Below are 13,145 nucleotides of genomic sequence, written 5' to 3'. Positions count from 1 at the left end.
ATCGGTGGCTGCATTCTTGATTCGACTGGCTGGGATTTGAACCTCACTCGCTCCGCTGGCGCTTCGCTCGCGGGTTCAAATCACAGTGTGACATCCACCGAAACTCGACCGTTCTCGCGACACGCAAAGCGGTCGCTCGTGGGTGTGAGTTTCGGAGAAATGCACTGGCTGGGATTTGAACCCAGGTTGTGACCATGGCAAGGTCACGTGATACCACTACACTACCAGTGCGCTTCGACTACACCTCAACCGATGGGCCGAGCCTTCTAATACCCTACGATATGACTCGGCGACGGCGGGGTGGTCAAGCGTCGAGCAGGTCGACGACGCCGTCGGGATAGAGGGTCGCCGAGCCCTCGACGAACCGCGAGACAGGCTCCCAGCTCGCGGTGAACGTCCCCGACCCGTCGTCCTCGACGCCCTCGAACGTCTCCTGCTCGTAGGCGCCGTCGTCGGCGAACTCGGCCTCGAAGACGAACACCACCTCGTGGCCCGGCGTCCCCTCGAAGGTGAAGACGTTCTCCAGCACCCCGACGCGGTCCCGGGGGACGACCTCCCGGTCGAGTTCCTCGTGGAACTCCCGGACCAGCGCGTCCCGTGCCTGCTCGCCGAACTCCAGCCCGCCGCCGAGTGGCCGGTAGAACGTCTCGGCCGCGTCGTACCGCTGGAGCAACAGCTCGTCGTCGCGCCAGATGAGGCCCAGGGCTGTCGGTCTGATGTCGCGCCAGGACATGCCCGTTCCGACTCGGGAGGACGGTAAAAAGCCTGTGTCAGCGTGCCGAGCCGGCCCGGTCCGTCAGGTCGGTCACCACCCGGGAGGACGCGACCACGACGGTCGCGACCAGCAGCAGCTCGAGGACGAACACCACCCCGGCGACCACCTCGAACCACAGGCCGTCCGGCAGGCCCAGCTGTAACTGGACCAGGTCCGCGGCGACGATGCCGAAGTACCACGCGAAGAACGTGACGGGGACGAACAGGGCGAGACCGAGCAGGATGGCCGTCAGCCGCAGGACCGATGCGGCGAACGAGCGCGAGTGGGAGGACGTCTCGTGCATACCGTCCCGTACTCGTCCCACAGCTAAAGCCAGCGCCATGCTATACCGTGCAGTCACCCGGCCGACGACGGCGGCGACCGGAACAGTCGGCGGAGGCGACGCTTGACCAGTGCGAGGCCCGTCGCGGCGATCAGCGCCTCGACGAAGAGGAACCCGCCGACGAGCAGGTACATCTCGATGCCGTCCCCGAGGCCGGTGAGGAACATGTCCCGGGTGACCCGGGCGGCCAGCACCGCGACGTAGGTCAGCGTGTTGTAGCCGGCGAAGGTGACGCTGACGAGAACCAACACGGCGAAGATGAGCAGGAGGTCCCTGACGAACGGTCGCCACCCCCCCGCGAACAGCGCGCTCATGACAGGTAGAGAGAGGAGAGAATCGTTGATACGGGTTACCGAAGCGAAACGAGGAGTCGGGTGGCTGGGTGGGCCGGGATTGTGAACCGGCTGGCTGGGATTCGAACCTCACTCGCTCCGCTGGCGCTTCGCTCGCTGGTTCAAATTCCAGCGTCACGCATCCACCGAAACTCGACCATGCTCGCGACACGCAAAGCGGTCGCTCTTGGGTGTGAGTTTCGGAGAAATGCACTGGCTGGGATTTGAACCCAGGTTGTGACCATGGCAAGGTCACGTGATACCACTACACTACCAGTGCGCTTCGTCTGCATTCAAACGTAACTGCTGGACGTAATATAAGGCTTCTGAATCGGACGGTCCGTGGGAGAGAGAAACCACCAGACTGCGGCCGCCTCACCACCAGTAGTATCTTGATTCCCGCACGTACGCGAGCATGACAGCCCATGTGAACGCTAAACACCCTCATTGGGGCGTGAGTCGCCGTCACAACCGGAATTCCAATCCGGCACCCTTTTACGATGGGCCAGAATAAATTCGGCACAGTCTAGTGGCGAGGCGTCGAAGCGTCACGGCATGACCACCAGCGTGCTCGTGCCGTCATCCCTCGTCCGGGAAGCCGAAGACAAACGCGAGGCAACTCGCAAGGTCGGCTACGTCGCCCGTGCGGCGACGGTCTTCCGGGCAGACAGGCTGGTCGTCTTCCCCGACGAAGACGGCGAGACCAGATGGGGTGGCGGGTTCGTCAGCACCGTACTCGAATACGCGACGACACCCCCCTACCTCCGAAAGGAGGCGTGGGGGCATCGAAGCGAACTGGAGTACGCCGGTATCTTGCCGCCGCTCCGCGCCTCGTCGCAGACCGGCTCCGAATCAGACGGTTCGGGGTCGTTAAGACAGGGAATCGTGACCGAGGTCGGACCTGACAGGCGCGTCCGGGTCAATTGCGGACTGCAACACCCGATCTCGCTCGTCGCACCACCCGATATGGAGGTGCCCGACGAGGGAGAACGCGTAACCGTCAGGGTATCTTCGCGACGTCCGGTCCGTGCGCGACTCGCCGACGAGCCCATCGAGGGCCTCGTCGTCGAACGCACGGGCCTCCAGGCAGCGCTCGGGCGTGAAGACGCCGGGCTATGCATCGCGACCTCGCGCCACGGTGAAGAACTCACCGTGGGGCGACTCGCGAGCCTGACCGGGCAGATCCGGCACGACGGGATGACCGTCGTGTTCGGGTCGCCGGGCAGAGGGCTGCCTGAAATACTCGGCATCGACGTGGCCGATGTACAGGCCGCTCGAAACGAGGACGCCACCGAACCCAACGCCGGAGGGTTCGACCTTTGGCTGAACTCGATTCCGAACCAGGGCAGCAAGGTCGTCAGAACGGAGGAAGCTCTGTTCGCGACGCTTGCCTGCCTGACACTCAACGAGTGATACAATGCCACAACCTAGCAGACCACGCAAAGGCTCGCTCGGGTTCGGCCCGCGCAAGCGTGCGACCTCCGAGGTCCCGCGCTTCAACTCGTGGCCGGACGACGACGGACAGCCGACGCTGCAGGGTTTCGCTGGCTACAAAGCCGGCATGACCCACGTGGTGATGATCAACGACGAGTCCGACTCCCCCCGTGAAGGGATGGAGGAGACCGTCCCCGTCACCATCGTGGAGACCCCGCCCATGCGGGCGGTCGCCCTGCGAGCGTACGAAGACACACCGTACGGGAAGAAGCCCCTCACCGAGGTCTGGACCGGCGAGTTCCACGACGAACTCGACCGCGTTCTGGACCTCCCCGAGGACGCCAGCCCCGAGGCCGACGCGGAGGAACTCCGCGACGCCGTCGAGGCAGGCAAGGTCGCGGACGTTCGTGCAATCACGCACACCGTCCCCAGCGACGTCCCGTCGGTACCGAAGAAGAAGCCCGACGTGATGGAGACCCGCATCGGCGGTGGCTCCCTCGCGGACCGCGTCGACTACGGCCTCGAGCTCATCGAGGACGGCGGCGTGCACGAGATGAAAGACACCTTCCGCGCCGGCGAGTACACCGACGTCTCCGGCGTCACGAAGGGGAAGGGCACCCAGGGCCCGGTCAAGCGCTGGGGCGTCCAGAAGCGCAAGGGCAAGCACGCCCGCCAGGGATGGCGGCGTCGCATCGGTAACCTCGGCCCGTGGAACCCGAGCCGCGTTCGCTCGACCGTTCCCCAGCAGGGCCAGATGGGGTACCACCAGCGCACGGAACTCAACAAGCGCGTCATCCGCATCGGCGACGGTGAGGACGTCGAGGACGTGAACGTCGACGGCGGTCTCGTCAACTACGGCGAGGTCGGCGGTCCGTTCACCCTCGTCAAGGGCTCGCTTCCCGGTCCGGACAAGCGCCTCCTGCGCTTCCGCCCGGCTATCCGACCGAACGACCAGCCGCGCCTCGACCCCGAGGTGCGCTACGTGTCCACAGCATCGAACCAGGGATAAACCATGCAGGCAACAATCTACGACCTGGACGGCTCCGAGGCCGACACGCTCGACCTCCCCGAGGTCTTCGAGACGGCCTTCCGTCCGGACCTCATCACGCGTGCGGTCCGCGCCGCCCAGGCCAACCGAAAACAGCCGTACGGTGCCGACGACTACGCCGGCATGCGTACGTCCGGCGAATCGATGGGTTCGGGCCGCGGCATGGCACACGTGCCGCGCTCGAACGGCCAGGGTGTTCGCGTCCCGCAGACCGTCGGTGGTCGCAAGGCGCACCCGCCGAAAGAAGAGAAGGACCTCGGCGAGCAGATCAACAAGAAGGAGCGCAAGCTTGCGTTCCGCAGTGCGCTCGCCGCGACCGTCGACGCCGAACGCGTCGCCGAGCGCGGTCACGCGTTCGACGACGACGTCGACCTGCCGCTCGTCGTCTCCGACGACTTCGAGGAGCTGCTGAAGACCAAGGAGGTCGTCAGTTTCCTCGAGGCCGTCGGCGCACACGACGACATCGACCGTGCAGACGAGGGCAAGACGGTCCGTGCCGGTCGCGGGACCACCCGTGGCCGCAAGTACAAGCAGCCCAAGTCCATCCTGTTCGTCACCTCCAGCGAGGCCGGCCCGTCGAAGGCCGCACGCAACCTCGCCGGCGCCGACGTGGCGACGGCAGACAACGTGAACGTCGAGGACCTCGCGCCCGGCGCACAGGGTGGTCGACTGACCGTGTTCACCGAGTCCGCGATCGCGGAGGTGGCTGACCGATGAGCGTCATCCAGTACCCGCTCGTGACGGAGAAGGCGATGAACGACATGGACTTCGAGAACAAGCTCCAGTTCGTCGTCGACCTCGACGCGGCCAAGCCGGACGTCCGGGAGGCCGTCGAGGAGCAGTTCGACGTCAGCGTCGAGAAGGTGAACACACAGGTCACCATGAAGGGCCAGAAGAAGGCCATCGTCCGCCTCTCCGAGGAGGACGACGCACAGGAAGTCGCCTCTCGCATCGGGGTGTTCTAAGAATGGGACGAAGAATCCAGGGCCAGCGACGTGGTCGTGGTGGGCCGACGTTCCGTGCCCCCTCGCACCGCTACAAGGCTGAGCTCTCGCACAAGACGCCTGAGGAATCGGACGTCGTCAGCGGTACCGTCGTCGACATCGAACACGACCCCGCCCGGTCCGCACCGGTCGTGGCCGTCGAGTTCGAGGACGGCGACCAGCGCCTCGTGCTCGCGCCCGAGGGCATCACCGTGGGCGACGAGATACAGGTCGGTGTCTCCGCCGAAATCGCACCGGGTAACACGCTCCCGCTCGCCGAGATCCCCGAGGGGGTCCCGGTGTGCAACATCGAGCGCCAGCCCGGTGACGGCGGCAAGTTCGCCCGCGCATCCGGGACGAGCGCCGACCTCATCACCCACGACCGCAAGGCTGCGGTCGTCCAGCTGCCCAGCGGCGAGATGAAGCGCCTCGACCCGCAGTGCCGCGCCACCGTCGGCGTGGTCGCGGGTGGTGGGCGTACGGAGAAGCCGTTCGTGAAGGCAGGGAACAAGTATCACAAGATGAAGGCTCGCGGCACCAAGTGGCCGAACGTGCGTGGCGTGGCGATGAACGCCGTCGACCACCCGTTCGGTGGTGGTGGCCGCCAGCACCCGGGCCGACCGAAGTCCGTCTCCCGCGACGCACCGCCGGGACGGAAGGTCGGTGACATCGCGTCTCGGCGTACCGGCCGAGGTGGTAACAAATGACCCAGACCGACTACAGAACCGGCCGCGACGACGACGAGGAGTTCACCTACCGCGGCTACACGCTCGACGAGCTGCAGGAGATGGACCTCGAAGAGGTCGCAGAACAGCTGCCCGCACGCCAGCGGCGAAGCATCAAGCGTGGTCTCTCCGTCGAGAAGCAGAAGCTTCTCGAGAAGGCCCGTGAGTACGACGAACAACAGAGCGCGAACGACCCGATCCGCACGCACCTGCGCGACATGCCGGTGCTGCCGGAGTTCGTCGACCTGACGTTCGCCGTCTACACCGGTCAGGAGTTCGAACGCGTCAAGGTCAAGCCCGAGATGATCGGCCACTACCTCGGCGAGTTCCAGCTCACACGCTCGTCCGTCACCCACGGACAGGCAGGTATCGGTGCGACGCGCTCCTCGAAGTTCGTGCCCCTGAAGTGATCGAAACCATGGGAATCAACTACAGCGTCGACGCGGACCCGGAGAAGACGGCCAAGGCCATGCTCCGGGAGCGTCACATGAGCAACAAGCACAGCAAGGCCATCGCCCGAGAGATCAAGGGCAAGACCGTCGGCGAGGCACAGGAGTACCTCGACGCGGTCATCAAGGGCGAGCGGTCCGTTCCGTTCAAGCAGCACAACAGCGGCGTCGGCCACAAGGGCGACATCGACGGCTGGGACGCCGGCCGCTACCCCGAGAAGGCCAGCAAGGCGTTCCTCGACCTGCTGGAGAACGTCGCAGCCAACGCCGACCACCAGGGCTTCGACGGCGAGACGATGGAGATCGTCCACGTCGCCGCCCACAAGGTCGGCGAGTCGCCGGGTCGCAAGCCCCGCGCGATGGGGCGTGCCACGGCGTGGAACACGCCGCAGGTCGACGTCGAGATCATCGTCGAGGAGGTCGAGAACTAATGGCAGACGAACATCAGTTCATCCGAGACGGCATGCAGCGGTCCCAGATCGACGAGTTCTTCGCAGAGGAACTCGGTCGAGCTGGCTACGGCGGCATGGAGGTCGCGAAGACGCCCATGGGCACACAGATCGTGCTCAAGGCCGAGAAGCCCGGTATGGTCATCGGCAAGGGCGGTGAGAACATCCGGAAGGTCACGACGATGCTCGAGGAGAAGTTCAACCTCGAGGACCCCCAGATCGACGTGCAGGAGGTCGAAGAACCCGACCTCAACGCACGCATCGTCGCCGACCGTCTGGCGAACGCGCTCGAGCGCGGCTGGTACTTCCGCAAGGCCGGCCACACGACGCTCGAACGCATCATGGACGCCGGCGCCCTCGGTGCCGAGATCGTCCTCTCCGGGAAGGTCACCGGCGCGCGCTCGCGCGTCGAGAAGTTCAACGACGGCTACATCAAGCACAACGGCGAACCCGCAGAGGAGATCGTCGACGAAGGCCAGGGTGTCGCCGTCATGAAGCTCGGTACCATCGGCGTCACGGTGAAGATCATCCCGCCGGAGGCCGAGCTCCCCGACGACTTCGAGATCTACGAGGGCGAGGACGTCAACGAGGTCGCCCCCGAGGCCGTCGAGGCCAACGAGGCCGTCGAGGAACTGCTCGAGGAGCCCGACGAAGAGGAACTCGACGAGATCGTCGAGGAAGCCCAGGAGGGCGAGCCCAGCGAGGCCGCCGAACCGGGCGCTCCCGAGGAGGAAGAGGTCGTCGAGGAGGTCCTCGACGAGGACGCCACCGAGGACTTCGACGACGTCGAGGTCCCGGAGGGCGACGAGGACATCGAAGACGAACTGGAAGAACTCGACGAGGCCGTCGAAGAGGAGGCGGCCGCGATGGTCGAGGAGATGGACGACGAAGACGAGGAGGAGTAGATCATGGCGATTCTCCACCCCGACGAAGTCCGCGAGCTCACCCCGCGTGAGCGCGAAGAAGAGCTCGAAGAACTGGAGACCGAACTCCTGAACGCGAAGGCCGTGCAGGCCGCTGGTGGTGCCCCGGAGAACCCGGGTCGCATCGGCGAGCTGCGCAAGACCATCGCGCGGATCAAGACGATCCAGCAGGAAGAAGGCGACTTCGAGACAGACGAAGAATAAATCACATGGCGCTGACACCCGAGACGCTCCCACGACACGAACTCAACGGCCTCTACGTGGAGGTCGTCGACGCCGCGAACCCCGACCTCGTCGGGATAGCGGGTCGCATCGTCATCGAGACGATGCAGACCCTCCACGTGGAGGACCGTGTCGATGGGGACTCTCGGGTGCGCCAGGTGCCGAAGCAAGGCACGGTATTCGAGTTCCGACTCACAGATGAAACCGCCGACCCCGCGAAGGGGTCGGGGACGACGTCGAAACCGGGCATCCCTACCGGCGACGACGTCGCCTACGTTACGGTGGATGGAGTCAGACTGCTCTCACGACCCGCCCTTCGCACCGAAACCACAGGTGATTCGAAATGGCGATAGGACTGAACGTACCCGAACCGGAGGGTACCTGTTCCGACGACGACTGTCCGTTCCACGGCGAGCTCGCCGTGCGCGGCCAGACACTCGAAGGGACGGTAGCCTCCACAGACATGGACAAAACCGTCATCGTCGAACGTGAGTACGACGTCCGGGTTCCCAAGTACGACCGCTACATGAAGCGGCGTTCGCGGGTCCCGGCCCATGCACCGACGTGCATGGACCTCACGGTTGGCGATACGGTTCGCATCGCAGAGACACGACCACTTTCGAAGACGAAAGCCCACGTCGTCGTCGAGCAGCTCGCTCACGACGACACCTACCAGCCCCGAGGAGGTGAGGAGTGATGGAGGCCCTCAAAGCCGACGTCACCCAGGGCCTCGAGAAGGGCTCGCTGCTGACGTGTTCCGACAACACCGGCGCGCGTGAGGTGAAGATCATCTCCATCGCCGGCTACCACGGAACCAAGAACCGACACCCCAAGGGGGGTATCGGTGACAAGGTGACCGTCTCCGTGACCAAGGGGACGCCCGAAGAGCGTCGCCAGGTCAAGGAAGCCGTCATCATCCGGCAGCGCAAGCCGATCCGTCGTCCCGACGGAACGCGCGTGAAGTTCGAAGACAACGCGGCCGTCCTCATCAACGAGAACGAGGAACCGCAGGGCTCGGAGATCAAGGGCCCCATCGCGCGTGAAGTGGCAGAGCGATTCGGAAGCATCGCATCCACGGCTACGATGATAGTATGACACGACAACCACGCAAACAGCGCAACCAGGCAGCACGCGCCCCCCTGCACAAGAAGCAGAAGCAGGTCCGCTCGACGCTGTCCGAGGACCTCCGTGAGGAGTACGGCCGTCGTCGCGCCCGCGTCAACGAGGGCGACACGGTCGAGGTCATGCGCGGCGACTTCGCCGGCGAAGAGGGCGAAGTCCTCGACGTCGACCTCAAGTCCACGACCATCTCGGTCGAGGGCGTCACGCTCGAGAAGGCCGACGGCGAGGAGGTTCCCCGCCGTCTGGAGCCCTCGAACGTCCGCATCACGGAGGTCGACCTCGACGACGAGCGTCGGCAGGCGCGTCTGGAAGGTGATGCAGAATGACGAAGCACCAGAAGCGACTCTCCGTTCCGAAGTCCTGGCCCGTCGAGCGTAAGACCGAGACGTTCACCGTGAAGGCCGACGCCGGCCCGCACGGCGAGGAGGGTGTCCCGCTGGTCATCCTGCTCCGCGACGTCCTCGGTTACGTCGACTCGAAGAAGGAGGCCCGCTACGCCCTCAACCAGGGCACCGTCCTGGTCAACGGCAAGGCGGTCTCCGACGAACAGCGCCCCATCGGCATGTTCGACATCGTCGCGTTCACCGAGCGTGACGAGTACTACCGCGTCTTCCCGGACGAGGGCGGCCGACTGGCCCTCTCGCCCATCGACGAGGACGCGGCGGACTCGAAGCTCGGCAAGATCGTCGACAAGCAGCAGGTCACCGGTGGCGAGACGCAGGTCTCGCTCCACGACGGTCAGAACCTGCAGCTCGCGGACGCCAGCGAGTACAGCACGAAGGACTCCGTCGTCATCGACAACGAGACCAACGAGATCGTCGCCCACTTCCCGTACGAGGAAGGCGCGCTCGTGACCGCCGTCAAGGGCAGTCACGCGGGCGAGGTCGGCGAGATCTCCGAGATCCAGGTGACGATGGGCTCCGGGAACAACACCGTCGTCGTCGAGCAGGACGACGGCTCGTTCGAGACCATCGAGGAGTACGTCGTCGTCATCGACGAGAACTTCACGGGTGATGACGAATGAGCGAGGCCGAGATGCACGAGATGCGCACACCCACCATCGAGAAGGTCGTCGTCCACATGGGCGTCGGCGAAGGTGGCCGCGCACTCCAGAACGCTGAAGGCATCCTCGAGGAGGTCACCGGGCAGGAGTCCGTTCGCACGCAGGCGAAGGAGACCCTCCCGGACTTCGGCATCCGCCAGGGCGACCCCATCGGCGCGAAGGTCACCCTTCGCGGCGACGACGCGGTCGAGTTCCTCGAGACGGCGCTGCCCCTCGCGGAGATCTCCGCGACGCAGTTCGACCAGACCGGGAACTTCAGTTTCGGTGTCGAAGAGCACACCGAGTTCCCGTCCCAGGAGTACGACCCGAACGTCGGTATCTTCGGGCTGGACGTGACGGTCAACCTCGTCCGCCCGGGCTACCGCGTGACGAAGCGTGACAAGCGCTCGCGGCAGATCCCGTCGGGCCATCGCCTCACCCCCGAGGACGCCATCGCGTTCCTCGAATCCGAGTTCGACGTCGAGGTGAACACAGATGAGTGAAAGCGAACAAGAAGAGACCGGTGAGCAGGCTGCCAAACGCACCGGCCAGTACGAGGAGTGCCAGCGCTGTGGCCGCAAGCAGGGCCTCGTTGGCAAGTACGACATCTGGCTGTGTCGGCAGTGCTTCCGGGAGATCGCCCGTGAGATGGGCTTCAAAAAGTACCGATAATCCATGACAGCGAACGACCCATTCAGCAACGCGCTCTCCGGTGTGAACAACGCCGAGAGTGTCGGGCATCTCACACACACGGTAAAGCCCGCTTCGAACCAGATCGGCTCCGTCCTCGAGGTCTTCTACGACCACGGGTACATCGACGGCTTCGAGTACGTCGACGACGGCAAGTCCGGTCGGTTCGAGGTCGAACTGAAAGGCGCGATCAACGAATGCGGCCCCGTCAAGCCTCGTTACTCCGTCGCGGCAGACGAGTACGAGAAGTGGGAGAAGCGATACCTCCCCGCGCGTGACTACGGTGCGCTCATCGTGACGACCAGTCAGGGCGTCATGAGCCACTACGAAGCACGCGAGCAGGGCGTTGGCGGCCAGGTGATCGCATACGTCTACTAGAACAATGCGAGTAGAACTGGACATTCCGGACGAAGTAAGCGCCGAGGTGGACCATCTCGATCTCACCGTCGAGGGTCCCGAGGGGTCGGTCACACGACGCCTCTGGTACCCCGACATCACCGTGAGCGTCGAGGACGACCAGGTGGTCATCGAGTCCGAGGTCGAGAACGCGAAGACGAACTCGACCGTCGGGACCTTCGAGAGCCACGTCACGAACATGTTCCACGGCGTCACCGAGGGATGGGAGTACGAGATGGAAGTCTTCTACTCTCACTTCCCGATGCAGGTGAACGTCGAGGGCAGCGAGGTCGTCATCGAGAACTTCCTCGGTGAGCGCGCACCGCGACGAACGAACATCCACGGCGACACGCAGGTCCAGGTGGACGGCGAGGAGCTGACCCTGAGCGGCCCCAGCAAGGAGGACGTCGGGCAGACCGCCGCCGACATCGAGCAGCTGACACGCGTCAGCGGCAAGGACACGCGTGTCTTCCAGGACGGCGTGTACATCACGCAGAAGCCTCGCAAGGGAGGTGCCTAACGCATGGCAGACGAACCCCAGGAACTCGAAGACATCAGCGGCGTCGGCGAGACGAAGGCGGAAGCCCTTCGCGACGCCGGCTTCGAGACCGTCGAAGACATCAAGAAGGCCTCCCAGTCCGACCTCGCAGAGGTCGAAGGCATCGGGAACGCGCTCGCTGCGCGTATCAAGGCCGACGTCGGCGACCTCGAAGTCACCGAGGAGACCGAAGCAGAGATCGAAGGCGACGAGGAAGACGAGGCCGAGGCCGAGGAGGCCGAGGACGTCGAGACCGAACTGCAGCCCCGCGGGCTGGCCGACAAGACGCCCGAACTCGACGACGAGACGGAGCGCCTGCTCCAGAAGCGTCGCAAGGACGGCAAGCCGCAGTTCAACCGCCAGGACTACCACAAGAAGAAGCGCACCCCGACCTCGTGGCGCAAGCCCCGCGGCGGCCTGTCCAAGCAGCGCCGTGGCATCAAGGGCAAGGGCCCGAAGGTCGAGGCCGGCTACCGCACGCCGACCGAGGTTCGCGGCAAGCACCCGTCGGGCTTCGAGGAGGTCCGTGTCCACAACACGGACGACCTCGAGGGCGTCGACGGCGACACCCAGGCCGTGCGCATCGCCTCGACCGTCGGCGCTCGCAAGCGCGAGCGCATCGAGGAACAGGCAGAGGACGAGGAGATCCGGGTGCTGAACCCGACATACGTGGAAGTCGAGGTGGAACAGGATGACTGATCTGTCCGCCCAGAAGCGACTGGCCGCGGACGTCCTCGACTGCGGGAAGAACCGCGTCTGGTTCGACCCCGAGTCCCAGGGTGACATCGCGGAAGCGATCACCCGGGAGGACATCCGCGAGCTCGTCGACGAGGGCTCGATCCGAGCGGAAGAGAAGAAAGGCAACTCCAAGGGGCGCTCCCGCGAGCGCAAGGCCAAGCGTGCCTACGGCCACCAGAAGGGCCCGGGCAAGCGCAAGGGCAAGAAAGGCGGGCGCTCCGACTCCAAGAAGGAGTGGCAACAGCGGATTCGCGCGCAGCGAAAGAAGCTCAACGAACTCCGCGGCAACGGGGAGATCACGCGTACGCAGTACCGTGAACTCTACAACAAGGCCCGTGGCGGGGAGTTCCGCAGCGTCCAGTACCTGCTGAACTACATCGACAACAACTACGGTGACGAATAAATGGCGACAGGACCACGATACAAGGTTCCGATGCGGCGTCGCCGCGAGGTCCGGACCGACTACCATCAGAGGTTGCGCCTGCTGAAATCCGGGAAACCCCGGCTCGTTGCTCGCAAGAGCAACAAGCACATGACGGCGCAGCTGGTCACCCCCGGCCCTGACGGCGACAACACACTCGCGAGTGCGCACTCCGAGGACCTGGCAGAGTACGGCTGGGAGGCTCCCACGGGGAACCTTCCGGCGGCGTACCTGACCGGACTCCTCGCGGGCAAGCGCGCCATCGACGCAGGTCTCGAAGAAGCCGTGCTCGACATCGGCCTCAACACGGCGACGCCCGGTTCGAAGGTGTTCGCCGTCCAGGAGGGCGCTATCGACGCCGGTCTCGAGATCCCGCACAACGATGCCGTGCTGGCTGACTGGCCGCGTAACCGCGGCGAGCACATCGCGGAGTACGCAGAGCAACTCGACGAGCCGCTGTACAGCGGCGACTTCGACGCAACAGACCTCCCCGCGCACTTCGACGACGTGCGCGAGACCCTCATGGAGCTCTAACC

24 protein-coding genes and 2 tRNA genes are annotated in these 13,145 nt (G+C 65.0%); 21 read left to right on the top strand and 5 right to left on the bottom strand.

What is annotated here, in order from left to right:
- Positions 1-160: 160 nt before the first annotated feature.
- The 5 genes from NOV86_RS05635 to NOV86_RS05615 form a co-directional block, all read right to left on the bottom strand.
- Positions 161-231 (bottom strand) — tRNA-Gly (locus tag NOV86_RS05635).
- A 73-nt stretch (positions 232-304) separates the two neighbouring features.
- Positions 305-733: an NUDIX hydrolase gene (locus NOV86_RS05630; RefSeq protein WP_267640295.1), complete on the bottom strand. Its 429-nt coding sequence runs from the start codon at positions 731-733 to the stop codon at positions 305-307.
- A gap of 37 nt (positions 734-770) precedes the next feature.
- Positions 771-1,058, bottom strand: coding sequence for a hypothetical protein (locus NOV86_RS05625; RefSeq protein ID WP_267640294.1), 288 nt, complete (start codon positions 1,056-1,058; stop codon positions 771-773).
- Positions 1,059-1,111: 53 nt separating this feature from the next.
- Complete coding sequence (locus NOV86_RS05620) at positions 1,112-1,411, bottom strand: hypothetical protein (RefSeq protein ID WP_267640292.1); 300 nt, start codon at positions 1,409-1,411, stop codon at positions 1,112-1,114.
- Between the two features lie 227 nt (positions 1,412-1,638).
- Positions 1,639-1,709, bottom strand: a tRNA-Gly gene (locus NOV86_RS05615).
- Positions 1,710-1,984: 275 nt separating this feature from the next.
- On the opposite strand from NOV86_RS05615, the gene NOV86_RS05610 reads away from it, so the two are divergent.
- From NOV86_RS05610 to NOV86_RS05510, 21 genes are read left to right on the top strand one after another with little or no spacing between them, the layout of a single operon-like run.
- Positions 1,985-2,842: a putative RNA uridine N3 methyltransferase gene (locus tag NOV86_RS05610; RefSeq protein ID WP_267640291.1), complete on the top strand. Its 858-nt coding sequence runs from the start codon at positions 1,985-1,987 to the stop codon at positions 2,840-2,842.
- A 4-nt stretch (positions 2,843-2,846) separates the two neighbouring features.
- The gene (locus tag NOV86_RS05605) at positions 2,847-3,872 is read left to right on the top strand and encodes a 50S ribosomal protein L3 (RefSeq protein WP_267640289.1); all 1,026 of its coding nucleotides are present in this window, start codon (positions 2,847-2,849) and stop codon (positions 3,870-3,872) included.
- 3 nt (positions 3,873-3,875) lie between these two features.
- The gene (gene rpl4p / locus NOV86_RS05600; protein WP_267640287.1) at positions 3,876-4,628 is read left to right on the top strand and encodes a 50S ribosomal protein L4; all 753 of its coding nucleotides are present in this window, start codon (positions 3,876-3,878) and stop codon (positions 4,626-4,628) included.
- Entirely contained in the window at positions 4,625-4,876 is a 252-nt protein-coding gene (locus NOV86_RS05595; RefSeq protein ID WP_267640286.1) for a 50S ribosomal protein L23, read from the top strand. Before rpl4p ends, NOV86_RS05595 begins: the two co-directional genes overlap by 4 nt.
- 2 nt (positions 4,877-4,878) lie before the next feature.
- Positions 4,879-5,601 (top strand): 50S ribosomal protein L2, encoded by a 723-nt coding sequence (locus NOV86_RS05590; protein ID WP_267640285.1) that lies wholly within the window; start codon positions 4,879-4,881, stop codon positions 5,599-5,601.
- Positions 5,598-6,029 carry a 30S ribosomal protein S19 gene (locus tag NOV86_RS05585; protein WP_267640284.1) on the top strand — a complete coding sequence of 144 codons (432 nt, stop codon included), beginning with the start codon at positions 5,598-5,600 and terminating at the stop codon, positions 6,027-6,029. The genes NOV86_RS05590 and NOV86_RS05585 overlap by 4 nt, the downstream gene beginning before the upstream one ends.
- Positions 6,030-6,037: 8 nt before the next feature.
- Positions 6,038-6,499, top strand: a complete 462-nt coding sequence (locus NOV86_RS05580) for a 50S ribosomal protein L22 (RefSeq protein WP_267640283.1) — start codon at positions 6,038-6,040, stop codon at positions 6,497-6,499.
- Entirely contained in the window at positions 6,499-7,422 is a 924-nt protein-coding gene (locus NOV86_RS05575; RefSeq protein WP_267640282.1) for a 30S ribosomal protein S3, read from the top strand. The genes NOV86_RS05580 and NOV86_RS05575 overlap by 1 nt, the downstream gene beginning before the upstream one ends.
- Before the next feature lie 3 nt (positions 7,423-7,425).
- Positions 7,426-7,644: a 50S ribosomal protein L29 gene (rpmC, locus tag NOV86_RS05570; RefSeq protein ID WP_267640281.1), complete on the top strand. Its 219-nt coding sequence runs from the start codon at positions 7,426-7,428 to the stop codon at positions 7,642-7,644.
- A gap of 5 nt (positions 7,645-7,649) precedes the next feature.
- Positions 7,650-8,015, top strand: coding sequence for a ribonuclease P protein component 1 (locus NOV86_RS05565; protein ID WP_267640280.1), 366 nt, complete (start codon positions 7,650-7,652; stop codon positions 8,013-8,015).
- Positions 8,006-8,359: a 30S ribosomal protein S17 gene (locus NOV86_RS05560; protein WP_267640279.1), complete on the top strand. Its 354-nt coding sequence runs from the start codon at positions 8,006-8,008 to the stop codon at positions 8,357-8,359. Before NOV86_RS05565 ends, NOV86_RS05560 begins: the two co-directional genes overlap by 10 nt.
- Positions 8,359-8,757, top strand: a complete 399-nt coding sequence (locus tag NOV86_RS05555; protein WP_261652022.1) for a 50S ribosomal protein L14 — start codon at positions 8,359-8,361, stop codon at positions 8,755-8,757. The genes NOV86_RS05560 and NOV86_RS05555 overlap by 1 nt, the downstream gene beginning before the upstream one ends.
- Complete coding sequence (gene rplX, locus NOV86_RS05550; RefSeq protein WP_267640278.1) at positions 8,754-9,110, top strand: 50S ribosomal protein L24; 357 nt, start codon at positions 8,754-8,756, stop codon at positions 9,108-9,110. Before NOV86_RS05555 ends, rplX begins: the two co-directional genes overlap by 4 nt.
- Positions 9,107-9,808 carry a 30S ribosomal protein S4e gene (locus NOV86_RS05545; RefSeq protein WP_267640277.1) on the top strand — a complete coding sequence of 234 codons (702 nt, stop codon included), beginning with the start codon at positions 9,107-9,109 and terminating at the stop codon, positions 9,806-9,808. Before rplX ends, NOV86_RS05545 begins: the two co-directional genes overlap by 4 nt.
- Positions 9,805-10,329 (top strand): 50S ribosomal protein L5, encoded by a 525-nt coding sequence (locus NOV86_RS05540; RefSeq protein ID WP_267640276.1) that lies wholly within the window; start codon positions 9,805-9,807, stop codon positions 10,327-10,329. Before NOV86_RS05545 ends, NOV86_RS05540 begins: the two co-directional genes overlap by 4 nt.
- Positions 10,322-10,498, top strand: a complete 177-nt coding sequence (locus tag NOV86_RS05535) for a 30S ribosomal protein S14 (RefSeq protein ID WP_267640275.1) — start codon at positions 10,322-10,324, stop codon at positions 10,496-10,498. Before NOV86_RS05540 ends, NOV86_RS05535 begins: the two co-directional genes overlap by 8 nt.
- A 3-nt stretch (positions 10,499-10,501) precedes the next feature.
- Positions 10,502-10,894, top strand: coding sequence for a 30S ribosomal protein S8 (locus tag NOV86_RS05530; protein ID WP_267640274.1), 393 nt, complete (start codon positions 10,502-10,504; stop codon positions 10,892-10,894).
- A 4-nt stretch (positions 10,895-10,898) separates the two neighbouring features.
- Positions 10,899-11,432 carry a 50S ribosomal protein L6 gene (locus NOV86_RS05525; protein WP_267640273.1) on the top strand — a complete coding sequence of 178 codons (534 nt, stop codon included), beginning with the start codon at positions 10,899-10,901 and terminating at the stop codon, positions 11,430-11,432.
- 3 nt (positions 11,433-11,435) lie between these two features.
- Positions 11,436-12,149 carry a 50S ribosomal protein L32e gene (locus NOV86_RS05520; protein ID WP_267640272.1) on the top strand — a complete coding sequence of 238 codons (714 nt, stop codon included), beginning with the start codon at positions 11,436-11,438 and terminating at the stop codon, positions 12,147-12,149.
- Positions 12,142-12,591 (top strand): 50S ribosomal protein L19e, encoded by a 450-nt coding sequence (locus NOV86_RS05515; protein ID WP_267640271.1) that lies wholly within the window; start codon positions 12,142-12,144, stop codon positions 12,589-12,591. Before NOV86_RS05520 ends, NOV86_RS05515 begins: the two co-directional genes overlap by 8 nt.
- Positions 12,592-13,143 (top strand): 50S ribosomal protein L18, encoded by a 552-nt coding sequence (locus tag NOV86_RS05510; protein WP_267640269.1) that lies wholly within the window; start codon positions 12,592-12,594, stop codon positions 13,141-13,143.
- The last annotated feature ends 2 nt before the right edge of the window (positions 13,144-13,145 follow it).

This window comes from Haloarchaeobius amylolyticus (assembly GCF_026616195.1).
Lineage (GTDB): Archaea > Halobacteriota > Halobacteria > Halobacteriales > Natrialbaceae > Haloarchaeobius > Haloarchaeobius amylolyticus.
This window is presented reverse-complemented; position numbering and strand designations above follow the sequence as displayed.